The organism is Marinobacter salinexigens, assembly GCF_008370345.1.
Classification (GTDB): Bacteria; Pseudomonadota; Gammaproteobacteria; order Pseudomonadales; family Oleiphilaceae; genus Marinobacter; species Marinobacter salinexigens.
The window spans coordinates 97,922-122,593 of sequence record NZ_VTUU01000002.1; the positions used below are offsets into that span (position 1 = coordinate 97,922).

Here is a 24,672-nt window from a genome sequence, read left to right on the forward strand (position 1 = left end):
GTGCCAGATGCGGTCTGGCGTGGGTCTTGGTATCCTTTGGCACCTTGATACATCCGGGATTGAATAAAGGCAGAAGTATACCCTTACTGTCCAGTGGAGAATAACGACCATGCCTTCTTTTGACATTGTTTCTGAAATTGATATGCACGAAGTCACCAACGCGGTGGACCAGGCCAAACGCGAGCTAGGTAATCGCTGGGATTTCAAGAATGTGGAAGCCGATATCGAGCAGGATGATAAAGGCCTTACCCTGAGCGCCGAGCAGGAGTTTCAGCTTGAGCAGTTGATGGATATGTTGCGGATGGCGTTTGCCAAGCGAAACATCGACAGTCGTGCCATCGCTGAGGATGGCGACAGCAAAGCGGGTAAGCTGGTGAAGCAGCACCTGTTGCTGAAGCAGGGGATCGAGACGGATATGGGCAAGAAGATCGTAAAAATGATCAAGGATGCCAAGCTGAAAGTTCAGGCCAGCATTCAGGGCGACAAGGTACGGGTCACCGGCAAAAAACGTGATGATCTGCAAACCGCCATTGCCCTTCTTCGCGAAGCAGAGCTGGATATTCCTCTGCAGTTCAACAACTTCCGCGACTGATCCGGGAGCTGAACTATCATACCCAGCCGCCTCGCATTGTTCCGGGACACGCTTTATACCTACACCCGGTGGCAGGTCATTGCCCTGCTGTTTCTTGGCTTCTCTGCGGGGCTGCCATTTCTTCTTGTGTTTTCCACCCTGAACGCCCGGCTGGCGGACGTCGGCGTGGAGACCGCAACCATCGGTTTCTTCAGTTGGCTGGGGATCACTTATTCCATCAAGGTGTTCTGGGCACCGGTGGTCGACCGGCTGAAACTTCCTCTGCTCGATCGCATTCTGGGTAAGCGCCGAAGCTGGATTCTTCTGGCTCAGGCTGGAATTGCTACCGGTCTCTACCTGATGGCGCACGTGGATGCCACGCTCGCACCGGAAATGATGGCACTGTGCGGTCTGCTGGTGGCATTTTCATCCGCTACGCAGGACGTGGCGATTGACGCCTACCGGATAGAAATTGCAGAAGAGCGTTTGCAGGCGGCCCTCGCCGCCACCTACATTTTTGGGTACCGACTGGCGCTTCTGGTAGCTGGGGCAGGGGCGCTCTATCTGGCGGAGTACTGGTCCTGGCAGGTGTCCTACGAAGTCATGGCCTGTCTGGTGGGCGTGGGCGTTCTGACGGTACTCCTGGTCCGGGAACCAAGGGTAAATCATTACTCCGCGGCCGAGGATATTGCTCACAGGGTGGAAGCAGAAGCAGCCAGGCGCTCCCATCTCAATCCGCGACTGGCAAAGCTGGCTGGCTGGTTCTCCGCCGCCGTTGCCGGCCCGTTTCTCGATTTCTTCAGACGATACCGTGAGTTATCCATCGCCATTCTGATCATGGTGGCGGTCTATCGGATCTCCGACATCGCCATGGGCGTGATGGCCAACCCGTTCTATCTGGATTTCATGGGTTTCAGCAAAACCCAGGTGGCGGACGTCACCAAAATCTTCGGCTTCTTCATGACCATTGCCGGTTCATTGATCGGCGGGGTCATGGTCGTGCGATACGGCGTCCGCAAGATCCTCCTGCTGGGTGCAGTGATGACCGCCGCGACCAACCTGTTATTCGTACTACTCGCGCAATACCCGCCAGACGTCGTCACCCTCGCGGTCGTCGTCAGCGCCGATAACCTGAGCGGAGGCATCGCCAACGTGGCCCTGATCGCCTGGCTCTCCAGCATGACAAGCGCATCGTTTACCGCTACCCAGTACGCCCTGTTCAGCTCGCTGATGACCTTGCCGGGCAAATTCATCGGCGGATTCTCAGGCATCGTCGTCGCAAGCTATGGCTACGCCGAATTCTTCCTGGTAGCGGGCGTTATGGGCGTACCCGCGATCCTCCTCGCCCTCTACATGATCCGCCAAGGCAACCGACTGGACCAACTTGCCCCACCAAAAGACAACGAGACCACGCCCGAGGCTCAAACCGCCCACGGATCCTGAATCATGGAAGAAACCAAAGACCAGAAAATCTGGCAAGTCGTTCTCTCCATCCCTAAGGGAAAAGTCGCCAGCTACGGCCAGGTCGCTCAAATGGCGGGTCTGGGTAGACAGGCCAGATACATCGGCCGCGCCCTCGGCAAACTCCCCAGTGGTCACCAGATCCCCTGGTACAGAGTACTCAGAAGCAACGGCCAGATAGCCTTCCCGGAAGGATCTGAACAGTTCGAAAAACAAAAGAAGCGATTGGAACAAGAAGGCGTAAAAGTGGAGAAGGGAAGAGTGAAGCTAGGCGTCTATCAATGGCGCCCATAATGCTGTGCACACCCACGAGCGGCCAAACGCCGGAGTCTGATCGGCAGAGAGGTGGGAGTCCTTTTCTGCCGGAACAAAGCTGTCCGAGCAAAGCGAGTTCTTTGTCCAAAAGAAAAGGACTCCCACCTCTCTGCCAGCCCCCAATCAATGAGGGCTTGCATTCAAAAGGTGAAAGTAAGAATCAGAGAATCAGAGCCGCAAAGCCCCATCAACCTCGATCATCCGCCCAGACACATAGTCATTCTCAAAAATAAACGCCGCCGCCGAAGCAATCTCCTCCGGCTTACCCATCCGCTTCAGCGGAATGCCAGCCGTCATCTTCTCCAGTGCTTCAGGCTTCATAGACGCAGTCATCTCGGTCTCGATGAACCCCGGCGCAATACCCATGCAGCGGATACCGTAACGAGCCAGCTCTTTGGCCCATACCGGAACCAGTGCTGAAACACCGGCTTTTGCGGCTGAGTAGTTACTCTGACCCATGTTGCCAGCGCGGGAAATGGAAGCGATATTGATGATGGCACCCTGATCACCATTCTTGATCATCTGGGTGGCAGCTTCGCGACCACAAAGGAACACACCGGTCAGGTTTACATCAATTACGGACTGCCACTGAGAAAGCTCCATGCGCTTCTCGATCTGGCCATCCTTCACTTTAACCATCAGGCCGTCACGCAGAATGCCGGCATTATTCACCAGACCATTCAGGTGGCCAAAGTCCTGAACAATGGCTTCGAAGGTTTTCTCGACGTCTTCTTCCTTCGCTACGTTACAAACGTAACTTCTGGCGTCCACGCCGGCGGCTTTGCATGCAGCAACCGCTTCATCCAGCTTCTCTGGCATCAGGTCGATCAGAGCCAGTTTGGCGCCCTTGGACGCCAGGTATTCAGCCATCGCACGGCCGAGACCCTGGCCGCCACCGGTAATTGCAATTACGGAATCTTGAAGTTTCATGTTTCGCCCTAACTTCTGTTATCAAATGGTTTACGTTTGCTGCGTGCCCAGTGTTCTAGCGTTGGCTTCTGCAAGGGAGTCGGCGTTGCCGGTGCATCCCCTCCGTGGAACCGCTGCGAGTACGTCCATGTACGCTTGTTTCCGGCCATCCTTGGCCTCCAACGTTCCACGGAGGGGATGCACCGGCAACGCGTCGAGTTCTGTGCGAGCCATCTTTGTCATTTGAAGGCCCGGGAGTATACCAGACCTTCCTTCATTCAAATTCAGACCGTGAGGGCCTGATGGGAATTTTTCTTTTTCTGTTTATCGTAATGCCGATTGCCGAGATGGCCGTGTTGATTCAGGTTGGCGGCATGATTGGTGTGTTGAATACAGTGGGGCTGGTGTTTCTGACGGCTGTGATCGGGGCCTGGTTCCTGCGTCAGCAAGGGTTGGCAACGCTGCTGAGAGCCAATGAACGGCTGAACAGTGGCGAGCTTCCAGCCAAAGAAGTTGCGGAGGGTCTGATCCTTGCGGTCGGCGGGGCGTTGCTGCTCACACCGGGCTTTATTACAGACACCATTGGCTTCCTGTGCCTGCTGCCGGGTACCCGGCATCTGATGGCCGCACAAGCGCTGAAGCGTATGGTGGTCTCGGGACAAAGCCGCAGTTTCCATTTCCGTGCTGGTGGGGGTCAGGGGCCTTTCGGCCAGGATCCGTTTGGTGGACCGGAACATCCCTTTGGCCGCCAGAGTCCGTTTGATCGTGACAGTAACGGAGACATCATTGAAGGCGAATACCAGGATCAAACTGAGTCGGACCGCGACCGGATCGAAAAAAAGTAAAATTTTTTTCGTCCGGGGTGTTGAAAACACCTATGCCAACCCCATTTAGTTTTCACAAGTTTGCCACGGGCGGATAACGGCTGAAAATCAGCCGGTTATACAACCGGGCGTTGGAGTCGGTGCGGTAGTTCCGGGCCGGCCGTTTTAACATGAACTGTCATTGCCACATTAATCTGGCTATTGGAGAAACCGAGCAATGAAAATTCGTCCGCTTCACGATCGTGTAGTCGTGCGCCGTAAGGAAGAAGAAGAGAAGACCGCAGGCGGTATCGTTCTGCCGGGTGCAGCCAAAGAGAAGCCTTCTCAGGGTGAAGTGATCGCCGTTGGTAACGGTCGCGTCCTGGATAACGGAGAAACTCAGGCGCTGGCGGTCAAGGTGGGTGACACCGTGGTCTTTGGTCAGTACGCCGGTAACACCGTAAAAATCGACGGTGAAGAGCTGCTCATCATGAGCGAGAACGACATTTACGGCGTGATCGAGTGATCCGATAGCGATCAGCACACTTTTTCATTAAACCGATAGACGATATTTCGGCTTAACGAACAGGAATCAAAGACATGGCAGCAAAAGACGTAAAATTTGGTGATAGCGCTCGCAAGCGCATGGTCGCAGGTGTCAATATCCTGGCAGACGCAGTAAAAGTTACCCTGGGTCCCAAGGGTCGTAACGTGGTTCTGGAGAAGTCTTTCGGCGCTCCTAACGTAACCAAAGACGGCGTGTCTGTGGCCAAGGAAATCGAGCTGAAAGACAAGTTCGAAAACATGGGTGCCCAGATGGTCAAGGAAGTTGCTTCCCAGGCCAACGAAACTGCTGGTGACGGTACTACCACTGCCACCGTTCTGGCTCAGGCTATCGTGAACGAAGGTATCAAGGCGGTTACTGCCGGCATGAATCCGATGGACCTGAAGCGCGGTATCGACAAGGGTACTGCTGTTGCTGTTCAGGCAATTCGTGACATGGCCAAGCCGTGCGACGACAGCCGCAACATCGCTCAGGTTGGTACTATCTCTGCCAATGGCGACGAAACCATCGGCAAGATCATCGCCGACGCCATGGAGCGTGTTGGTAAAGAAGGTGTTATCACCGTTGAAGAAGGCCGTGGCCTGGAAGACGAGCTGGACGTGGTTGAAGGTATGCAGTTCGACCGTGGCTACCTGAGCCCGTACTTCATCAACAACCAGGACAACATGTCTGCCGAGCTGGATGACCCGTACATCCTGCTGGTTGACAAGAAAATCTCCAACATCCGTGAGCTGCTGCCGGTACTGGAAGCTGTAGCCAAGGCTGGTAAGCCGCTGCAGATCATCGCTGAAGACATCGAAGGCGAAGCGCTGGCTACTCTCGTTGTAAATAACATGCGTGGCATCGTTAAAGTCAATGCTGTGAAGGCTCCTGGCTTCGGTGACCGTCGTAAGGAAATGCTGCAGGATATCGCCATCCTGACCGGTGGTACTGTCATTTCAGAAGAAGTAGGCCTGTCTCTGGAGAACACCACTCTGGACGACCTGGGTACTGCCAAGCGTGTTAACGTTACCAAAGAGAACACCACCATCATTGGCGGTGTCGGTGCTGAAGCGGATATCCAGGCTCGCGTTGAGCAGATTCGCAAGCAGATCGAAGAAAGCTCCTCCGACTACGACAAGGAGAAGCTGCAGGAACGCGTTGCCAAACTGGCTGGCGGTGTTGCCGTTATCAAAGTAGGCGCTGGTTCCGAAGTCGAGATGAAAGAGAAGAAGGCCCGCGTTGAAGACGCGCTGCACTCTACCCGCGCTGCCGTTGAAGAAGGTATCGTTGCCGGTGGTGGCGTAACGCTGATTCGCGCTATCGCTGCTCTGGAAAATGTTGATGCCATCAACGAAGAGCAGATCGCGGGTGTTAACATCCTGCGTCGTGCGATGGAAGCGCCTCTGCGCCAGATCGTATTCAACGCTGGCGGTGAGTCTTCTGTTGTTGTTGCCAAGGTCCGCGAAGGTGAAGGTTCCTTCGGCTTCAACGCAGCGACCGAGCAGTACGGCGACATGCTGGAAATGGGTATCCTGGATCCTGCCAAGGTAACTCGTTCCTCCCTGCAGGCGGCGGCTTCCGTTGCTTCCCTGATCATCACCACAGAGGCGATGGTTGCGGATGAGCCTCAGGAAGAAGGCGCTGGTGGCGCTGGTATGCCTGACATGGGTGGCATGGGCGGAATGGGAGGCATGGGCGGCATGATGTAATGTCGGCCTGATCCCTGCCAGGCCTCAATTCTGTAGGCCTGGCCTGATCTACCCATAAAAACCCCGCGCTGGTTCACACCGACGCGGGGTTTTTTGTTTTTTTGTCATGAACTTGCAGGATGGCTTTGCTAGACTCGGATTCCGGTTCATTTTCTGTGTAAGACTGAATGAGTGACGCAACACCCAAATCGTTTCTTCGCCCCGGCAAGATTATTCTCCTTATTCTGCTTGCGGTACTCGTCTATCTATTCGCGTTGATTACGCTGGTCCCCGCCGGCTGGCTTTGGCAAAAGGCTGCGCCGCACGTTCCGTTGCCGCGCCAGGTTCTGGTACAACAAGTGTCTGGCACCCTCTGGGATGGGGCTGCCGGGGTCATGGTGGCCGGCTTCCCAGTGCGTGTAGGCTGGCAGTTTGGCTGGCCGTCGATAACTGCTTTGTCTCTTCCGTTGGATGTTACAGTGGCATCGTCACAATCTTCTCTTGACGGAAATGTAACCGTTGGCTGGCCTCTGAGCGCGGAGATCAACGCGACGGGTAAAGTGGCTGTGGCAGAGTTTGAGGACCTGATCCGTCGTAGTGGTGGAGCTATGATTGAGGGCGATGTGACGATTGACCGACTTCACCTGGCATGGGCGGATCAGAAGGTGACTCGTGCCGAAGGTTCAGGCCGGTGGGCCGGTGGCCCGGTGTCCTGGCCGATGGGCAATCAGACAGGCCAGGCTTCGTTTCCGCCTATGCAGGCGGTGCTGGATACAACCAGCGGGGGCGTTGAACTTACCGTTATGGAACAGGGTGGTGACGGCCCTGCGGCGGATGCCAATGTGTTGTGGAACGGTATGATGGAAGTTCGGGTCTATAAGCGTATGGTTGATCTGGCGGGTCAGCCCTGGTCAGGCTCCGCCAAACCATCGGATATCGTGTTCCGGGTCAGGCAGCCACTGCTACCGGGAGGGCGGTAGGATGACCGCATTCAGTATCAGCGCCCAGACGCGTATTTCCCGGATACTGGCGAACTTCTGTTTGCTTGGGCTGGTTTTTTATCTTGCTGTTGCGTCGGCAAAAATAACCTGGTTGCTTGCCTGGGATGACCGCCCTGTACCGGCTGCCCTGGCAGCTGAAACGGGTCGTGAAGGTTCACGTTCTGGTGCTGCAGGCTACCCCGTGGCCAGCTACGATTTCTTCGGTCGACCGGAGAATACTGGCACTGTCGCTGCGGCTGCCAAAAGGTCTGCTCCTGAAACCGGGCTTCGCCTGACGCTGGAAGGTGTACTTGTTGGACAGCGCCCCGAGGACTCCGGTGCTATAGTTGCGGGGAGCAATGGAGAAACTGAATATTATCGTGTAGGCGAGGTCCTGCCGGGTAATGCAGAGTTGGCAGAAGTGGAGCCTACCCGAATACTCATTCGCCGGGGTGGGCGTTATGAGTCACTGACCTTTGAGGAAAAGGATTCCGGAGGACTTGTTGCAGAGGTTGAGGAGCGGCCCACGGGCGGATCTCCTGATGCTTTCCTTGCAAATGCCAGGACACGCCTGGATAACGAGGGGGTTGCAGCCCTGAACACCTTCGGTTTACGCCCGGCGGAGGGTGATGGAGCCTACGGTTATGTCTATGACGGTTCCAACGCAATGCTGAATGCGGTTAACCTTCAGCCCGGTGATGTGATTACCGCCATCAATGGCCAGCGGCTGGGTGATATAGAGCAGGACAAGTCCCTGTTGGAGAGCTGGCGAGACCAGTCCCAGCTGGATATAGAAATTGAGCGTGACGGAAGCATCCTCACAGTAAGTTATGCCATACCCGAGCAGTGGCGCTGACCGGGTTCATCGATACAGGACGAAATCGCCAGATGTATAACCACAAGACCAACCTTTTTCGGGTTCTAGTACTGCTTATCTTGTTGCCGATGATGTCGCTCGCTTATGGGCAGCAGGAGGAGACCTGGAGGCTGAACCTCAAGGATGCAGACATCCGCGCATTTGTGACCCAGGTGGCCGACATCACCGGATACAGTTTTGTGGTGGACCCCCGGGTAAAAGGGAAGGTCACGGTCCTCTCCAGCGCTCCTATGAACAAAGGGGAGATCTACGATCTGTTCCTGGCGGTGCTGAATGTCCATGGGTTCACGGCGATTCCTGGCGAAGAGGTCATCAAGATCGTTCAGCAGGTGGATGCCAAGCAGTCAGCGGAATCCCTCGAACGCTTCGATACGACCCCCTCGGAGCAGTTGATTACCCGGGTTATCCAGATTGATAACGCCAATGCCCTTGAGCTGGTACCTATTCTCCGTCCCCTCGTTGCCAAATACGGCCACCTGGCCGGTGTTGCCGCCGCTAACGCACTGATCGTCAGCGACCATTCAGCCAATATTCAGCGCATTGAACAGATCGTTCGGGAGCTCGACAGCCCGTCGAAATACGAAGTGGAAGTGATTCAGCTGGACGAAGCCTGGGTGGGCGACATGGTGACCCTGCTGCAGGAACTGGCGCCGGATGAACTGGGAAAATCCGGTGGAGAGAGCGCCGCCCGTAAGTACAGTGTGACCGCGGATGAGCGCAGCAACCGCCTGATCCTCCGCGGCGATCAGACCTTCCGGGACAAGATGCGTGGCTTGATCCGCCAACTGGATCAGCCCTCCGCGACGGGCGGAACCACCAAGGTCATTCGGCTCAAGCATGCAGATGCGAAGAACCTGACAGAGATCCTCAAGGGTGTGATGGGCGAACTGGTTAAAGAAAGTGCAGGCAGCTCATCCGGTGGTTCAGGAGCTGCCTCCAAGCCGAATAGTAACTTTGCTGTATTTGCCGATGAGGGACTGAATGCCCTGGTTGTCCGGGGCGAACCGTCGCTGATGCAGGAAGCCGAGCTGATTGTGAGCCAGCTGGATGTACGTCGTGCCCAGGTACTGATCGAAGCTGCGATTGTCGAAATCAGTGACGAGCTGGGTGAGGACCTGGGTGTTCAGTTCGCGGTTGGCGATGAGTCCGGGAGCTCCACACCCGTTCTGGGAACCAACTTTGGTAATGTCGGCCAGAGCCTGGGCGACGTCATTGGCGCCATCGTATCCGAATCCGTTATTTCTCCGGCGACCGGGGGTATTACCATCGGTGCGGGGCAGCGTAACGAAGATGGGATTACCTGGGGTGTTCTGCTTCAGGCTCTTTCATCATCCGCTGCGGCCAACCTGCTGTCCACGCCGAGCATCATTACTCTGGATAACCAGGAATCCGAAATTATCGTGGGTCAGAATGTGCCGTTCCGTACGGGCGAGTCCACGGTTAGTGGTGACGGTACCACCAACCCCTTTACCACCATCGAGCGTCGCGATATTGGTCTGACGCTTAAGGTGACCCCCACCATCAGCGCTGACGGCCTGGTTCGTCTCGTTGTCGAGCAGACGACGGAGAACGTGACAGATAGCGTTGAGAATGCCTCGGATATTGTCACCAACAAGCGTGAAATCAAAACGACGGTACTTGCTGACGATGGGGAAACCATTGTGCTGGGCGGCCTGATCCGGGACGACTACATGATCAACAAGAGCAAAGTGCCTCTGCTGGGAGATATTCCCTTCATCGGCCGTCTGTTTTCCTCGGAGTCTGAAAGCCGCGTGAAGCGTAACCTTCTGGTGTTCCTGCGCCCGACGATTATGCTGGGGAAAATGGAAGCCGCGGCAGCGACTTCCGACAAGTTCAACGAGTTATGGGAAGTTAACCTCAACATCCGGGAGAAGCTGGGTCAGCCAGAAGTTGAGGGTGAGCCGGACATCAACGTGCTGTTTGATTCCCGAAGCCGGGAAGCGTACCGCTGATTCAACCTGCCAGTGGCGGCATCGGGCAGTCGAGCTGATCCGCCACCAATCTCATCAGTTCGTATTCCCGCACCTCCACCTTGCCATCGTGGAGAATACAGTGACCACAGGCATCGATGACGGCAGGCTTGAGCAGGGGAGATAGCTCGTTCAGTGCCAGCAGAGCCGCCCTCAGCTGCAGCATGGTCACTTTCTCCAACACCTGATGCTCATTGCCTCGGGTGTCTACAAAGCCTGCCATGGCCTCTCCATACAGCTTTTGAGCTTCATCTGCATTTGTTGTTCCTGCCCGGGCCATCAGGGTCAGAAGTCGTTGCAGAGCCGGTATTACCTTACGGTAGCTTCGGTGCCTGACCGGAACTGACCGACGAGCATCGGGAGCAAGGTGCCGTGACAGGAAACTGGTTAACGCGAGTTCAAACAGAGTGACCCGGTTATCCGCTGCAACCAGCTTCTGGACGTTATTCATCAATCCCTGCCGCTCTTCCGGATCAAGCTTGCGCAGGGCCGGCATGGCCAGCTCCAGGGCAGGGAAGTACACACCCTCGCCAATGGTTCTGAGGCTGGGGATCAGTTTGTCCAGCAATAGTGGTTCCGGGCTCAGTAAGGGGTGTGGAGGAAGAAGTTCCAGGCGTTCCTGTTGCTGCCCCTTCGAGAGTTCGCTGATCAGCATGGCGTAGCACAGTTGAATGGCTCCGGCCCGGGTGTACAGAAGGCTGCGGAAGGTCGCCGGCAGCTGTTCCAGAAAGCGGGCAGCGAATTCTTCTCCATGATGGCTGACGGTACCCACCCTGTCAGACAGGTTGGCTGGCCGGGGCTGAGGTTCCGGTGCAACGCTTGACGCCAGCGGAGAGGTCCTGGACCTGCCCACCGCTTTATAGACGTCGCTGGCCAGGTCAGGAAATCCTGCAACCGTGCCTGGTTGCAATGAACTTGTGGCGGCCTTGATGTTCTGGCCGGATTCGGTATCCCGCATCCGGCTCCGCAGGCGCGCGAGCATCCCCGGTTGAATGCTGTTGATGCGTTCCTCGATCGGAGGGTGAGAGGCAAGCAGGGAAGTGAACTTCATGCGGGTGCTTTCCCCAAAACACATATGATTCATGTCACTGGCGTGGCTTGTGGTATAGAGGTAACCGCCTTTCAGACCAATCTTGAACAGGGCGCCGGCGATACCTTCCGGGTTTCGGGTGAATTGGACCGATGACGCATCCGCAAGCATTTCTCGCTGCCTCGATACGGCTGCCTGAATCAACCGACCGAAGAAAACTCCGACATAACCAATAACAAACAGGGCCAGACCAATAGCGCCAAAGGCTGCCTGGGAGCGCCCGTCCCGGGATGAGCGGGAAGAGCGGTTCTTGCTGAAAAAAGAAGCTCTGAGCAGGAAAGCGCCAATCTGACCGATCATGAGTATGCCGGCCAAAAGAGCGATCAAGCGTACGTTGAGACGCATATCGCCATTGAATATGTGACTGAACTCATGGCCCACAACGCCCTGCAGTTCATCGCGGTTCAGCTGAGTAATGGCGCCGTGGGTGACAACCATAACCGCTTCTCCCGGTGTGTAACCGGCTACAAAGGCGTTTATTCCGGTTTCATTAGTCATGATGAAAAGATCCGGAACGGGCACACCGCTGGCGATTGCCATCTCTTCGACAATGTTTCTCAGCTTGCGCTCGTCTGCGTCCCGAGTGTCCGGATCTATCGGGCGGGCGCCGACCATCCTGGCTACCCGCTCTCCACCGTCGGCAAGATCAACCCAGCGGACAACGGAACCAATCGTGATCAGTGCAACAACGGCACCTGCGGTCATCAGCCCGTGATAGGAGAGCAGCCAATGATGAAAGGCCAGGTTCGATGATTCGCCACGGGTAACGAAGTAACCAACGACGCAGACGGCCAGAGTAATAAGCACGACCGCGGAGAGGAACAGAAATACCAGCAGGCTGGTGTTGCGCCGGGCCGAAGCCTGGCGCTGGAAAAAACCGGGATGAGCCATGTGTCAGGGCCTCAGAAGGCCACTTTCGGTGCTTGGCGGGCTTCCGGGGATTCGAGTTCGAGCTGAGAGGTTTCCTTGAAGGCAAACATTCCCGCGATGATATTGTTCGGAAACTGCTCCCGGAACGTGTTGTAGCCCATGACGCTGTCGTTATAGGCCTGGCGGGCGAAAGCGACGCGGTTTTCAGTGCTGGAGAGTTCTTCCATCAGTTGCTGAATGGTTTCATTGGCCTTCAGTTCGGGATAGTTCTCGGCTACCGCGTAGAAGTTGGCAAGAGCTTTGGTCAGCAGGTTTTCGGCGCTGCCCAGGCGTTGAATCTTGGTGCCGTCGCCGGGGTCACTTGCAGCATCCTTCTGGGCACTCACCGCATTATTTCGTGCCTCCATAACCTGAGTCAGTGTAGATTTCTCATGGTCGAGGTAGGCCTTGGCTGATTCAACCAGGTTTGGAATCAGGTCGTGGCGGCGCTGGAGCTGGACATCAATTTGTGCAAAGCCGTTCTTGAACAGGTTCCGCAGCGAAACCAGTTTGTTGTAGATAAATACCAGGTAAAACACGACAACCGCGATAACAATCAGACCAATGACAGTAGTTCCCATGCTTACTCCTTTGGGGGTGTTGATTCAGGCGTTATTCTCTACGAAATTCTGGTGAAAACCTTTTACGAAGGTCTCAAATTCCCGTGAGGGCAGTGGCCGGCTGAAGTAATATCCCTGAGCGAGTTTGCACCCGCGCTGAGAGAGGTAGTACTCCTGTTCGGCGGTTTCGACGCCCTCGGCAACCACAGACAGATTGAGGCTCTTTCCGAGATCGATAATGGTGTTGGCTATCCTGGTGTCTTCTTCATTGACCAGAAGATCCCGAATAAATTGCTTGTCGATCTTGAGGTGCTGCACCGGCATCTGCTTCAGGTAGGTCAGTGAAGAGTAGCCGGTGCCAAAGTCGTCCACGGCGATGCTGATCCCGGCCTGGTTAAGGAGGTGGAGCTTTTCCACCGCATCGCTCAGGTTTGTCATGAAGCTTGTTTCTGTAACTTCCAGCTCCAGGTGCCCGGCATGAATATTATGCCGCTTAAGGGTGTTCAGAATGTCATGAACGATCGTAGGCTGGCGGAGTTGCACGGCTGAAAGGTTAACCGCAATCCTCAGCTGGGTACCTTCCGCAGCCCAACGTGCGGCTTGCCAGCATGCCTGCTCAAGAACCCACTGGCCGATCTCTACAATGGTGCCATTGGCCTCGGCGACCGGGATGAAATAGTCCGGCGGCACCAGGCCTCGGGTAGGGTGTTCCCACCGGATTAGAGCTTCTGCACCGATAACCCGTTTTGTTTCGAGGTTAATCTGGGGTTGGTACACCAGATGGAACTGATGGTTACCAAGTGCCTGAGTCAGGTCTTTTTCAAGCTGCTTGCGGTCCCGGATCTCCTGGTCGATGCTGGCAACATAGAACTGGAAATGGCCATGTCCGTTCTGTTTTGCCAGGGTCATGGTCTGCTCGGCACTCTGGAGCAAACGGTCCGGCAGTTCCGCATCGGAAGGATAAAGCGCAACGCCAATGGTTGCTGTCATGGCAATTGTCTGGCCTTCCAGCATCATTGGTTTGTTGATGTATTCCAGTATCCGCTCTGTTGTGTCTGCTGCCTGAAACCCGTCCCTGAGCCCTTTTTCCAGCACAACAAACTGGTCACTTCCCAGACGGGCAAAGGTGAACCGGGCGTTGCCCAGTTTGGAGGTCAGTCGATCGGCAACGGTTTGGAGAATAAGATCGCCGGTCCGGAACCCACATTGTTCGTTAATTGATTTGAAGTCATCAATACCAATAACGTTCAGGGACAGTGTGTTGTTCCGGCTTTGCGCGGCAGATATGTCCCTTTCGAGAAGTTCCATGAAGGTGTCCCGGCTGGGGAGGCCGGTCAGTTGGTCGTAGCGTGCAAGCCGGCTGACCCGGTCTTCCGCTTCCTGGTGTCGTTTCTGGCTGTCACCGATGGCCACCAGGAGGTTGTTGGTTGCGTTGACCCATAGCCCCAGTTCATCCCGTTCATGTCCGCTGGGAATGGGGACAAGCCGGTCATCCGGCCTGGCCGGATCAACCTGTTTGACGGATTGCACAATGCGCAACAGCGGCCGCGTCAGGATGAGGTGGAACACGTAGTAGAGCACCATCCCGAGAATAAGAGCGGTTGCAATAACCGAGGCAAAGGTGATTGTCGCACGGTGGAGCCAGACTCTGGCCACCGGGGCGGTGTCGTAGTTCAGGTTGAGGTAACCGTAAACTGTGCCGGGACTGGACTCCCGGACCAAAGGGGTTCGGTAAACGCGCTCGTCCCCAAAGATCGGGTCGGTCAGTGGGCGAAGGGCATCTTCCTGTAAGGGCCGGGAACGAGTGCCCAGTGCTTCGCCATCGGGATGGACGATGCGGGCGCTGTGCACAGGTTCCAGGGCAAAGAGACCGTCAACGACCTGTTGGGCAAGCTCGTCGTCGATACTGAAAACCGCTTGGGATGCCGCGTCCTTCACCATGCTGATTGTCTGCGCAGCCTGATTATCCAGGTCGTTCGACACCCTTCTGGCATCCAGAGTGACCTGCACGGCGCTGACAATGACACCTATGATCAGGGCGACAGCAAGAATCCAGCCGAGGATTCGATAGCCCAGCCGATGTTCTACATTAAAAGAGTTCTGCATTCAGGTTCGTTGCTTTTCCGTTCCTTGAGAAAGCCATATTCGCACAATTGACACTGCGAATGGAGTTGAGGCTTAAGCGTTGCCCATTAGTATGGTTCACCGGATGCTTAACTTCACTGAGTATCGGTGATTTCGCCACAGAATGTAGATCTGGTATGTAGTATTTTGTAAGAGTTTACATTCTGGCAGAAAAAGTCCGGATAGAAACGAAAATGCCCGCACGAGGCGGGCATTTTTGATGGCAGCCCGGGAGGCTGCCATCTGGCTGTTCACAGCCGGTGATCAGGCCAGGTTTTCGTTGACGAAATCCCAGTTGACCAGGTTCCAGAACGCTTCCAGGTAGTTCGGGCGGGCGTTGCGGTAGTCGATGTAATAAGCATGTTCCCATACATCAACGGTCAGAACCGGCTTGTCGGCGCCAGTCAGCGGGGTTTCCGCGTTGCTGGTGTTAGCGATGGCAACGCTGCCGTCGTCTTTCTTGACCAGCCAGGTCCAGCCAGAACCGAAGTTGTTGGCCGCCTTGTCGTTAAACTCGCTCTTGAAGGCCTCGAAAGAACCGAAAGCTTTCTCGATGGCTTCCTTGGCTGCGCCAGTCGGCTCACCGCCACCGTTCGGGCTCAGGCAGTGCCAGTAGAAAGTGTGGTTCCACACCTGGGCTGCGTTGTTGAACAGCGGGCCACTGGCGCTCTTGATGATGTCTTCCAGAGACTTGTCGGCGTTGTCGGTACCCTCAACCAGGCCGTTCAGCTTGGTTACGTAGGTGTTGTGGTGTTTGCCGTAATGGTACTCGAGGGTTTCCTGAGAGATATGTGGTTCCAGTGCGTTCTTTTCGTAAGGCAGTGCGGGAAGTTCAAATGCCATGAGGTCGTTCTCCCTGTCTCTCTGTTTATGTGAAGGTACGTTCCAGCAATATAAGGTCGATTTGAGTTAAATCAACCCTTTGCTGTTAAAGAACTTTTAAACTCCGGGCTGCCGGGCAGGAACTGCGCGCAATTCCGGACCCGCCAGACCAGTTCTTCGTAGCTGTCCGCCAGAATGTTCACGTGGCCGAGCTTTCGTCCCGGGCGTTCTCCTTTATTGTAAAGGTGAACGTGGGCATAAGGCAGTTCAAGGATACGCTCGATGTCGCCGTGTTCGCCAATGATGTTGATCATACAGCTTAGGCCACGGGGTTCGACATTGCCCAGCGGGTGGCCGCTGACCGCCCGGATGTGGTTTTCAAACTGGCTGGTCATGGCGCCTTCAATGGTCCAGTGCCCGGAATTGTGAACCCTGGGCGCCATTTCGTTGGCAACGAGTCCTTCAGCCGTTTCGAACAGTTCAAGTGTCAGTACGCCAACGTAGTCCAGTTCGTTCAGCAGAGCTTTGATATAGCGCTCTGCATCGTCCTGGGTATGTTGTGCCAGGCCGGGGGCTGGTGCAATGGAGTATCGCAGGATACCTTCGTGGTGGGTATTCTCGGCGATTGGATAAAAGGCCACATCGCCGTCTTCGGCCCGTACTGCGATGATGGATACTTCGCGGCTGAAGGTGACGAATTTCTCCACGATGACCCGGTCGTGCCCGATGCTCTCCCAGCCTGCCTGCGCTTCGTCCGGGCTTTTCAGAACAGCCTGACCTTTGCCATCGTAACCTTCTGTGATGGACTTGGCGACAACCGGGCAGCCCAGCTCTTCTGCTGCGGCTTTGAGAGACTCCGCGCTGTCTGCAATGCGCCATTCCGGTGTGGGGATTCCCAGTTGGCCGAACAGGGTCTTTTCTGCTTCCCGGTTCTGGCAAACCTGAAGTGCGCGGGGGCAAGGATGAACCGGTTTCCGTTCGGCCAGCTTTTCCGCAACGTCTACGGGCAGGTGTTCGAATTCGTAGGTTACCCGGTCAACACGAGACAGGAAGTCGTCCAGGTAGTTGCCTTCGCGGTCAATGATGACTTCGCCAAGGCCAGCGCTGGGGCTGCCGGACATGTCATAGAAAACAAAGGTCTTGGCCAGAGGGTATCCGGCGAGGGCCAGCATGCGTCCCAGTTGGCCGGCGCCTAGTACACCAATTCTCATTTGTGTTCTCCTGCCGGTTTGTCGGCAATTAACGTGGTGGATGAGCGGGCTGGGGAACACTGTCCAAAACACGCTCCTTCGGCACGTCCATGTGACGCTTGAGCTTCGCCATCCATGGCTTCGCACAGTTTTGGACAGTGTTCCCCAGCCCGCTCAGCGAACTCGGGTGCAAGCCTGATAAAAGCGATCGGGTTTCGTTAGGCTAGCCGGGAATCTGATTTTGCCATCGGAATGCCCGGTACAAAAGTCCGGGAAGTGCGTGGTGCCCTGTTTCCAAAACTGTTGAGGGCCATGGATGGCCCGAATCAAGCGACACAGGGATGTGCTTGAGCGGGTTTTGGAAACAGGGCACCACGCACTTCTGCCTCCGAGGTTGGAGGATTACCGTTTATTGATCGCTAGGATCAGGATTATCAAGAACTGTCTGGGTCTGAGTCGCCCGGAACTCTTCGACGGCTTTGCGAACGGTGTCATCGGATGTGCCAATAATCTGTGCTGCCAGCAGACCAGCGTTAGTGGCACCAGCTTTGCCGATGGCCAGTGTGCCAACGGCGATTCCGCCTGGCATCTGGACAATCGAAAGCAGGGAGTCCAGGCCGTTCAGGGTTTTGGACTGTACGGGAACACCCAGTACGGGTAGCGCGGTTTGTGAAGCGACCATGCCAGGCAGGTGCGCAGCGCCGCCGGCACCGGCGATGATGACTTTCAGGCCGCGATCTGTGGCGGTCTTGGCGTAGTCAAACAGCAGATCCGGAGTCCGGTGGGCGGATACCACCTTGGTTTCGTAGGGCACGCCAAGTTTTTCGAGCATGTTGGCGGCGTGTTCCATGGTGGGCCAGTCGGATTTGGAACCCATGATGAGGCCTACGAGCGGCTGCATAAGCAACAGTCCTGTGATAATTGGAAAGCCGGCCATTGTATGTTTTGGTTACTTACCATGCAAACTTCTCACGACGGTGTTTTGCCTTGCCTCCGTCAGAGTCGTTCGATTTGGATGAGTCAATGAAAATCAAGTTGAAAGACCTTCATTTCAACCCTTGAATAAGTGCAGGTATTATCGGGGTAACTTTTTAGAAATATTCAGATTCCAGGAGCAGTAATGGAACCCATCCGTCCAGATGATGACGAGTTGAGAGCTGAAGCACCAATTGGCAGTGCGGGTAGCCGAAAGCCGGCCGAGAAGAAGGTGGTCCCGACCAAAGAAAGGGGTGGAGAGAAGCCGTCGAACGAGTCGAAAACGACTGCTCGTCAAAAGCCTGTGGCTACCAGTGGAGGCGGTGGCAAGGGTGGCCTGATGTTGGTATTGCTCGTGGTTATTGCCGGTGCGACAGCTGCGGGTTGGTATTCCCAAAATCAGCGTATCAAAGCACTGGAAGGTCAGCTTGAGGAAGCTGACTATTGGGCGCGGCAGAGCAAGCTGGCTTTGGCCCGGTTTGAGGGTGAGCTGTCAGAAACCGGGGAAAGTCTGCAGGAAAGTGGCGAGTCTCTCGGGGCTCAGATCGCATCCAACAAGAAGGCGGTGGACACTGCCAACAGTGAGATTCGCAAGCTGTGGGTGGTGGCCAACGAACGTAATAAGGCTCGGCTGAATGAGCATCAGGAACGGATCGCGGCGGTGGAAAAGTCTGCAGCTGAGGGCTCAGCGGCGCGCTCCGGGCTGGAGGCCTCTTTGGAGAAAGCGCGTTCTTCACTGGCTGCAGATCTGGTGGCTCTGGAGGAACAGACCCGCACCTCGCTGGTAGCGCTGGAAGATGCTAGCCGGGCGGCCTCGGACCAATTGACCGTGCTGAATCAGCAGGTTGCAGATGTGGATCAAGTGGTTGAAAACCGTATCCGTCGGTTCGAGCAAGAGCAGAAGCTTGGGCTGAACGGTATGGAAAGTCGTATCACTGCTCTTGAAAAGGATGCCAGCGGCCTGGCCGGTGCGGATCGTGTTCAGGCGTTGCAGGGAGAGTTGGCCGCGCTGCGGAAGACAGTCGATGTGCTGGACTCGTCCAGGTCCCAGTTAACATCGCGGCTGGTGCGTTTGTCTGAGGAAGTGAATGCACTCAGGGCTCAATCGGCCCAGTAAGCTCTTTTATCGTCAGTGATTGTCGAAGCCGGGTGGGTAGGTGCTCCCGGCTTTGGTCCTTTTCTGGTTTGTAACTGTTTGTTATTCATCCCTTGCGGTAGCTCTCATTTCTGCTGGCTGCGTGTTGTTATGATCGAGCCACTCGCCAACGGATGAAGAGTGAACAACAATGAAAGCCCCTTTATTCCTTGCCCTCTCTGTGATGTTGCTGGGGTCCGGTTGTACGGTGTACCAGTCAATCGGCAAAAGTACCGGCTCGTTTCTGCATCCGGTGTCCGGCCCTGATTTTGTCCATATTCCCGATGATAGTTGGAACCGAAATAACGCATTGCTGTATTTCTACCGCACGGATTCCCAATGGGCTGCGGACGAAATAGAGGCGCCGAGCGTTTATATCGATGATCGGCATTATTTCAATATTCGCAATGACAGCTATACCTGGCTGGAAGTCAGTCCGGGAGAGCGGCATATCGCCATGAGGCGTCCGCTGTTGGGGTTGGAGGGGCTGAATGGATTTAGTCTTAGCCTGATCGCAGACGGTAACCTAAATGTTGAATCTGGGCACATCTATTATCTCCGGTACAACGAGTTGTCTGAACCTGGGAAGGCGCATCCGGATCTCGACCCTGAGCATCCCCTGGGGCAGGGGGACTTGCAACTGGTTACGCGGGACTATGCTATGCAGGCCGGAGAAATTGTCAGTACCCGCTTTCTGAACAGCGATCTGCTGGCTCCCAATCATGCAGCGACGTCAATCGTTGAGGTTAATGAGGATGCGGATTACGAAAAGCGCATGGCGGCACTTCACGAGGAGCGTGAATTGGAGATTGAGCGTCTTCAGGGGGAGGGTAAGTTCGAGCCTGCCGCGTGGTACTGGCCGTTCGGTGGTGGACCGACGGTGCCGCTTGAAGCCGATCGGAAAATCGAGCAGCTGGAAACGGAATATGCACAGCTTGAGCAGGAACGGGAACGTCGGGCAGAGGCTGAGTCCGGTGATGGCTGGTGGATTTTCTGAGTCGTTGGCTGAATCGACATAGAGTGTGAGCGGTTTCACAATTGTCGGTATGCGATGCTCTTACTACACTGACAAGACTGAAATCGCAGGAAAGAAAAACAATGAAGTTGATCGATGTATTTCAGGGGCGCCTCGAACGGGTTTCCGAGGAGGTATTGCCCCAGTTGCAGGAAGCCTGGGTTGACCTCAGGAAACGGCTGGATGGGTTGAATTGTTCATTGGCCAACAAAGCAGTGCCGGAGACAAGGCGTTCCCGGGTCAGCGAGCTGTCGCTGCAGGAAAAAGCTGAGAAGGCGGGCCAGGGTAAAGCGGCTATGACAGCGATCAAGTCGCCAGGTAAACGTTCTTCGGCGAAGTGATCGGCTGATCATAAATTGCACGGAATTTAAGGGGTTAAAGGTTTTTTTAGAAAATTTCAGGAAAACGTTTGACACTGCCGGCGAAATGCTTAAAATGCGCGTCTCACTTGGTTGAGACAGCAACGCTGAATCAGCAAACAGTGCTAGGCGCTGCAAGTGAATGCTTTGAAACGGCTTGAAATAATAGCCCGGTGCGGGTGGTTAGCTCAGCTGGGAGAGCATCGCCCTTACAAGGCGAGGGTCACTGGTTCGATCCCAGTACCACCCACCATTTTCAAAGCGATGCCGGGGTTGCCCGGTTGCAGGTTCAACACATAAGGCTAAAAGTCAGGTGTTTGAATCGATGCGGAGCGGTAGTTCAGTTGGTTAGAATACCGGCCTGTCACGCCGGGGGTCGCGGGTTCGAGTCCCGTCCGCTCCGCCACCTAATTCCCGGGTGGTTAGCTCAGCTGGGAGAGCATCGCCCTTACAAGGCGAGGGTCACTGGTTCGATCCCAGTACCACCCACCATATATATCAGAAAAGGCAGGCCTCAGGGCCTGCCTTTTTTGTTCTTACTTCCCGATCAGTGATTGCCCGCACACACGCACGACGTTTCCGTTCACCCCGTTTGATGCCGGATTGCAGTACCAGGCAATGGCCTCTGCCACATCCACTGGCTGCCCGCCCTGAGACAAGCTGTTCATGCGTCTGCCTGCTTCCCTGATAGTCATAGGCATTGCGGCTGTCATCTGGGTTTCGATAAAGCCCGGAGCGATGGCGTTGATGGTGATGCCGTTTTTGAGTTGCTTTGCCATAGACTCCACATACCCGATCACGCCGCTTTTGGCTGTCGAGTAATTCGTCTGGCCAAAGTTGCCGGCAATACCGCTGATAGATGAGATGCAGACGATGCGGCCATTCTCACGCAGCAGGCCGCGATGGCTGAGTTCCTCGTCAATCAGCTCTTCCGCACTCAGGTTGACGGCAATGGTCATATCCCAGAAGTGTTCCGGCATGTTGCCCAGTGTTTTGTCTCGTGTGATGCCTGCGTTGTGAATAACGAGATCAAGGCCGCCGAAATGCTGTTCAGAGAAGTCTGCAATCAGTTTCGGGGCGCTTGCGTCGGTGATATCGCAAGCCAGAGCCTTGCCTTTGATAGCGCCAGTGACTTTCTGAAGTTCTTCCATTGCAGCGGGGATATCCAGCCCGATAACCGTCGCGCCGTCGCGGGCCAGGGTTTCGGCGATAGCAGCGCCAATGCCGCGGGATGCTCCGGTGACCAGCGCTACTTTACCGGTAAGGGGAGCTACGGGGTTGGTGGCCGGTGCGGAATTGCCCTTGCCGATGCGGACACACTGGCCGGAGACGTATGCGGACCTGGCAGAGAGGAAGAATCGAACACTTGAGTCCAGTTGATCCTCTGCGCCCGGCGCCATCCAGATAAGATTGGCGGTGGACCCTTTCTTGCCAATTTCTTTGCCGACGGCGCGAACAAAGCCTTCGAGTGCTTGCTGTGCGGCCGCATGGGGTGCTTTTCGGCACGAAGATGGCGTTTGGCCAACGACAACAATGCGTCCATTGCCCGCAATTTTCCTGATCGTCGGGTGGAAAAAATCATAGAGTGCGCGGAGTTCGTCCGGAGATTTGATGCCGGTGGCATCGAAGACCAGAGCAGAAAACTTCTGGCTGATTTCCTGGTTCACTGCCAGTGGGCTCGCTTTGTTCCCAACCAGTGCGGAATCATGCAATGTCTCTATGCCAGTGGCGTGGTGAAGCGTCGCAGGACTTCCGCCCAGTATGCGACCGAGGGTTGCCACGGTCTTTCCGCCGGGAGCGCAGCCAATAAGGATATCGCCCTCAATAAACGGCTGGTCCACCCGCTTCAGTCGATTCAGCGGGACGGGTGAGGGCAGGCCGAGGGACTGTGCTGCGGTCTTGCCGACCGGCGTGTTAACGAATTTGAGGTAGAGGTCAGACATAGTAAGTCTTCCTTGTTGTCACTTGCATGGTGCTGATAAGTAGTACTGATGGTGAATCGTACTGGTGGTTAATGATTGAAATCGACCTACAGATTAAAGAATCGTCCAGTTTTTGGATTGACTCAATGCAGATGCTGTTTTGTCAGGCATGCCAATGAGAGCACAGGTCAGAGAGCTACACTTTGTTCAATCTCACGGAAAGGACCAGATGATGGCTCAGGTACAGAAAACCGCTCAGAAGAAAACATCGCCCCGGCCGAATACCATTCGCCGGGTCGCTATTATTGGTGGTAATCGAATCCCTTTTGCAAAGTCTAATACCGCCTACAGCAAAATCAGTAATCAGGAACTGCTCACTTCGGCGCTGCGTGGCCTGGTGGATCGCTATGGCCTGGAAGGGAAGCGCATGGGGGAAGTGGTTGCCGGTGCTGTCATCAAGCATTCACGGGATTTCAATTTGACCCGGGAGAGTGTGCTGAGCAGCGGTCTGGCCCCGGAGACTTCGGCGTACGATATTCAGCAGGCCTGCGGCACAGGTCTTGAGGCGGCCATCCTCGTTGCCAACAAGATCGCACTTGGGCAAATTGAATGCGGTATTGCAGGTGGTACCGACACAACCTCTGATGCCCCGATTGGTGTTGGCGAAGGGTTGAGAGAAATTTTGCTGGATCTGAACCGGGCCAAGACCGCCAAGGAGCGCCTTAAGATTCTCAGTCGCTTCCGTCCCGGGCATCTGGTTCCGGAAATTCCCGAGAACGGTGAGCCTCGAACAGGAATGTCCATGGGCGATCACGCTCAGGTGACGGCTCATGAATGGTCGATTGGCCGGGAAGAGCAGGATCTCCTCGCCTGGGAAAGTCACCAGAAACTGGCGAAGGCCTACGGCGAAGGCTTCTTTGAAGACCTCATAACACCGATGGCAGGCCTGGAGCACGACAATATACTTCGTCCTGATACCACGCTGGAAAAGCTGGCTTCGCTGAAACCCTGCTTTGATCGTGACAATGGCACCATGACAGCGGCCAACAGCACGGCGCTGACGGACGGAGCCTCTTGTGTCCTGTTGGCCAGTGAAGAGTGGGCCAGGGAGAACAATTTTGAAGTGAAAGCCTGGCTGACGTTCAGCGAAGTGGCGGCGGTGGATTTTGTTGATAAGAAGGAAGGGTTGTTGATGGCTCCGGCCTATGCGGTTCCCCGGATGCTGGCGAGGGCGGGTCTTACGTTGCAGGATTTTGACTTCTACGAGATCCATGAAGCCTTTGCTGCACAGGTGTTGTCAACGCTCAAAGCTTGGGAAGATCCGGCCTTCTGCAAAGAGAAACTTGGGTTGGACAAGCCGCTGGGCAGTATTGATAGGGAAAAACTTAACGTTAAAGGCAGCAGCCTTGCTGCGGGTCACCCATTCGCGGCAACCGGAGGCAGGATTGTTGCGACCTTGTCGAAGTTGCTGGAGGAAAAGGGTAGTGGACGGGGTCTTATCTCCATCTGCGCCGCTGGCGGACAGGGAGTTGTGGCTATTCTTGAGCGCTAAGTTCGGGATACCCGGAAAATTCCTTTGACAGACGCCAGTCTACCCCGTATTATTCGCGCCACGTTGATGAGGGCAGTGGCCCGGTCAACAACCAGTTTGATGCGGGGTGGAGCAGTCTGGTAGCTCGTCGGGCTCATAACCCGAAGGTCGTTGGTTCGAATCCAGCCCCCGCTACCACATAACGAAAAGGCAGATCAGTGATAGCTGATCTGCCTTTTTGCTTTCAGGGAACAGTGCAATCACTTGCCGGCTGCAGCTACCCCGTTTTCATACTCTTCGTCAGTTACCTTGTCTTTCCAGATAACGTTTTCACCGTCCTTGCTTGCCGTTACCACGAAGTGAGTTACCGGTGCCTCCGGTGTCGCGCCATGCCAGTGGTCAAGTTCCGGCGGACACCATACCGCTTCGCCTTCGTTGAACCGGATCACCGTTCCATTGCGGGTGCCAGTCAGTGCCGTGCCGTCGGTAACAATCATGTGCTGTCCGGCAGGGTGCATGTGCCATGCGGTTCTGGCTCCGGGAGAAAAAGTGACATAGGCGCCGGAGTAGTGTGCTACCTCATTGCTGGGAAAGACGATGTCAACCTGAACGTCCCCCGTGAAAAGGTTTTCCGGGCCAGCAAACGACTTCAGTGTGCCCTTTGCGTAGTGGGTTTGTTCGTTCGTACCGGCATCTGATTGTTCGCCAGCAAGGCATGAGCCGCCTGCCGCCAGCAAAACTGTGGCTGTCACGGTTGAGAAAAATCTGCTTTTGCGCATGTTTAAGTCTCCGTTCAGTGGATTGTTCCAAAGTGGGTCGGATTGACTATTTCACCCATTAAAGCACCCGAACGGCTGGGCGCTTAGCCAGATACTGGTCTTTTGTTGCCTGATTCTCT

At 55.4% G+C, this 24,672-nt stretch carries 22 protein-coding genes and 4 tRNA genes; 17 read left to right on the forward strand and 9 right to left on the reverse strand.

What is annotated here, in order from left to right:
- Window positions 1–109: 109 nt before the first annotated feature.
- Genes FWJ25_RS04915 through FWJ25_RS04925 form a run of 3 tightly spaced genes read left to right on the forward strand, consistent with a single transcriptional unit; the run spans window position 110 to window position 2,326 of the window.
- A complete protein-coding gene (locus tag FWJ25_RS04915; protein ID WP_149599156.1) occupies window positions 110–592 on the forward strand; it encodes a YajQ family cyclic di-GMP-binding protein in 483 nt (160 codons plus the stop codon).
- Window positions 593–628: 36 nt separating this feature from the next.
- Window positions 629–2,014, forward strand: a complete 1,386-nt coding sequence (locus FWJ25_RS04920) for an AmpG family muropeptide MFS transporter (RefSeq protein WP_438616553.1) — start codon at window positions 629–631, stop codon at window positions 2,012–2,014.
- Between the two features lie 3 nt (window positions 2,015–2,017).
- Window positions 2,018–2,326, forward strand: a complete 309-nt coding sequence (locus tag FWJ25_RS04925) for an MGMT family protein (protein ID WP_149599157.1) — start codon at window positions 2,018–2,020, stop codon at window positions 2,324–2,326.
- Between the two features lie 189 nt (window positions 2,327–2,515).
- Here FWJ25_RS04925 and FWJ25_RS04930 read toward each other — a convergent pair whose 3' ends face one another.
- Complete coding sequence (locus tag FWJ25_RS04930) at window positions 2,516–3,277, reverse strand: SDR family oxidoreductase (RefSeq protein WP_149599158.1); 762 nt, start codon at window positions 3,275–3,277, stop codon at window positions 2,516–2,518.
- A 281-nt stretch (window positions 3,278–3,558) separates the two neighbouring features.
- On the opposite strand from FWJ25_RS04930, the gene FWJ25_RS04935 reads away from it, so the two are divergent.
- The 6 genes from FWJ25_RS04935 to gspD all read left to right on the forward strand — a co-directional run bounded on the left by FWJ25_RS04935 (window position 3,559) and on the right by gspD (window position 10,124).
- On the forward strand, window positions 3,559–4,101 hold the full coding sequence (locus FWJ25_RS04935) for an FxsA family protein (protein ID WP_149599159.1): 543 nt from the start codon (window positions 3,559–3,561) through the stop codon (window positions 4,099–4,101).
- Between the two features lie 196 nt (window positions 4,102–4,297).
- Window positions 4,298–4,585: a co-chaperone GroES gene (groES, locus tag FWJ25_RS04940; protein WP_149599160.1), complete on the forward strand. Its 288-nt coding sequence runs from the start codon at window positions 4,298–4,300 to the stop codon at window positions 4,583–4,585.
- Window positions 4,586–4,659: 74 nt separating this feature from the next.
- Window positions 4,660–6,315, forward strand: a complete 1,656-nt coding sequence (gene groL, locus FWJ25_RS04945) for a chaperonin GroEL (protein WP_149599161.1) — start codon at window positions 4,660–4,662, stop codon at window positions 6,313–6,315.
- 167 nt (window positions 6,316–6,482) lie between these two features.
- Window positions 6,483–7,274: a type II secretion system protein N gene (gene gspN / locus FWJ25_RS04950; protein WP_149599162.1), complete on the forward strand. Its 792-nt coding sequence runs from the start codon at window positions 6,483–6,485 to the stop codon at window positions 7,272–7,274.
- Window position 7,275: 1 nt separating this feature from the next.
- Window positions 7,276–8,130: a type II secretion system protein N gene (locus tag FWJ25_RS04955; protein ID WP_149599163.1), complete on the forward strand. Its 855-nt coding sequence runs from the start codon at window positions 7,276–7,278 to the stop codon at window positions 8,128–8,130.
- Window positions 8,131–8,162: 32 nt separating this feature from the next.
- Window positions 8,163–10,124 carry a type II secretion system secretin GspD gene (gene gspD, locus FWJ25_RS04960; RefSeq protein ID WP_149599164.1) on the forward strand — a complete coding sequence of 654 codons (1,962 nt, stop codon included), beginning with the start codon at window positions 8,163–8,165 and terminating at the stop codon, window positions 10,122–10,124.
- 1 nt (window position 10,125) lies between these two features.
- Here gspD and FWJ25_RS04965 read toward each other — a convergent pair whose 3' ends face one another.
- The 6 genes from FWJ25_RS04965 to purE form a co-directional block, all read right to left on the reverse strand.
- Window positions 10,126–12,123, reverse strand: coding sequence for a M48 family metallopeptidase (locus FWJ25_RS04965; protein ID WP_149599165.1), 1,998 nt, complete (start codon window positions 12,121–12,123; stop codon window positions 10,126–10,128).
- Window positions 12,124–12,134: 11 nt separating this feature from the next.
- A complete protein-coding gene (locus FWJ25_RS04970; RefSeq protein WP_149599166.1) occupies window positions 12,135–12,722 on the reverse strand; it encodes a LemA family protein in 588 nt (195 codons plus the stop codon).
- Window positions 12,723–12,746: 24 nt separating this feature from the next.
- Entirely contained in the window at window positions 12,747–14,807 is a 2,061-nt protein-coding gene (locus FWJ25_RS04975; protein WP_149599167.1) for a putative bifunctional diguanylate cyclase/phosphodiesterase, read from the reverse strand.
- Window positions 14,808–15,089: 282 nt separating this feature from the next.
- Complete coding sequence (gene sodB / locus FWJ25_RS04980; protein ID WP_149599168.1) at window positions 15,090–15,668, reverse strand: superoxide dismutase [Fe]; 579 nt, start codon at window positions 15,666–15,668, stop codon at window positions 15,090–15,092.
- Window positions 15,669–15,739: 71 nt separating this feature from the next.
- The gene (locus FWJ25_RS04985; RefSeq protein ID WP_149599169.1) at window positions 15,740–16,858 is read right to left on the reverse strand and encodes a 5-(carboxyamino)imidazole ribonucleotide synthase; all 1,119 of its coding nucleotides are present in this window, start codon (window positions 16,856–16,858) and stop codon (window positions 15,740–15,742) included.
- Between the two features lie 388 nt (window positions 16,859–17,246).
- Window positions 17,247–17,738, reverse strand: coding sequence for a 5-(carboxyamino)imidazole ribonucleotide mutase (gene purE, locus FWJ25_RS04990; RefSeq protein ID WP_149599170.1), 492 nt, complete (start codon window positions 17,736–17,738; stop codon window positions 17,247–17,249).
- Between the two features lie 219 nt (window positions 17,739–17,957).
- Between purE and FWJ25_RS04995 the strand changes: the two genes are divergently transcribed.
- From FWJ25_RS04995 to FWJ25_RS05020, 6 genes are all read left to right on the forward strand, one after another.
- Window positions 17,958–18,929, forward strand: coding sequence for a hypothetical protein (locus FWJ25_RS04995; protein ID WP_149599171.1), 972 nt, complete (start codon window positions 17,958–17,960; stop codon window positions 18,927–18,929).
- 169 nt (window positions 18,930–19,098) lie between these two features.
- Complete coding sequence (locus FWJ25_RS05000) at window positions 19,099–19,944, forward strand: DUF2846 domain-containing protein (RefSeq protein ID WP_149599172.1); 846 nt, start codon at window positions 19,099–19,101, stop codon at window positions 19,942–19,944.
- Between the two features lie 101 nt (window positions 19,945–20,045).
- Window positions 20,046–20,303, forward strand: coding sequence for a hypothetical protein (locus tag FWJ25_RS05005; protein ID WP_149599173.1), 258 nt, complete (start codon window positions 20,046–20,048; stop codon window positions 20,301–20,303).
- A gap of 195 nt (window positions 20,304–20,498) precedes the next feature.
- Window positions 20,499–20,574 (forward strand) — tRNA-Val (locus FWJ25_RS05010).
- Window positions 20,575–20,650: 76 nt separating this feature from the next.
- A tRNA-Asp gene (locus FWJ25_RS05015) sits at window positions 20,651–20,727 on the forward strand.
- 10 nt (window positions 20,728–20,737) lie between these two features.
- A tRNA-Val gene (locus FWJ25_RS05020) sits at window positions 20,738–20,813 on the forward strand.
- A gap of 44 nt (window positions 20,814–20,857) precedes the next feature.
- Here the strand turns inward: FWJ25_RS05020 and FWJ25_RS05025 are convergent.
- Window positions 20,858–22,264: a 3-oxoacyl-ACP reductase gene (locus FWJ25_RS05025; protein WP_149599174.1), complete on the reverse strand. Its 1,407-nt coding sequence runs from the start codon at window positions 22,262–22,264 to the stop codon at window positions 20,858–20,860.
- 211 nt (window positions 22,265–22,475) lie between these two features.
- Here FWJ25_RS05025 and FWJ25_RS05030 point away from each other — a divergent pair, with 211 nt between their 5' ends.
- Window positions 22,476–23,795, forward strand: a complete 1,320-nt coding sequence (locus tag FWJ25_RS05030) for an acetyl-CoA C-acetyltransferase (RefSeq protein ID WP_149599175.1) — start codon at window positions 22,476–22,478, stop codon at window positions 23,793–23,795.
- Between the two features lie 100 nt (window positions 23,796–23,895).
- Window positions 23,896–23,972, forward strand: a tRNA-Met gene (locus tag FWJ25_RS05035).
- A gap of 62 nt (window positions 23,973–24,034) precedes the next feature.
- On the opposite strand, the gene FWJ25_RS05040 is transcribed toward FWJ25_RS05035, so the two are convergent.
- Complete coding sequence (locus FWJ25_RS05040) at window positions 24,035–24,553, reverse strand: (R)-mandelonitrile lyase (RefSeq protein WP_149599176.1); 519 nt, start codon at window positions 24,551–24,553, stop codon at window positions 24,035–24,037.
- Between the last annotated feature and the right edge of the window lie 119 nt (window positions 24,554–24,672).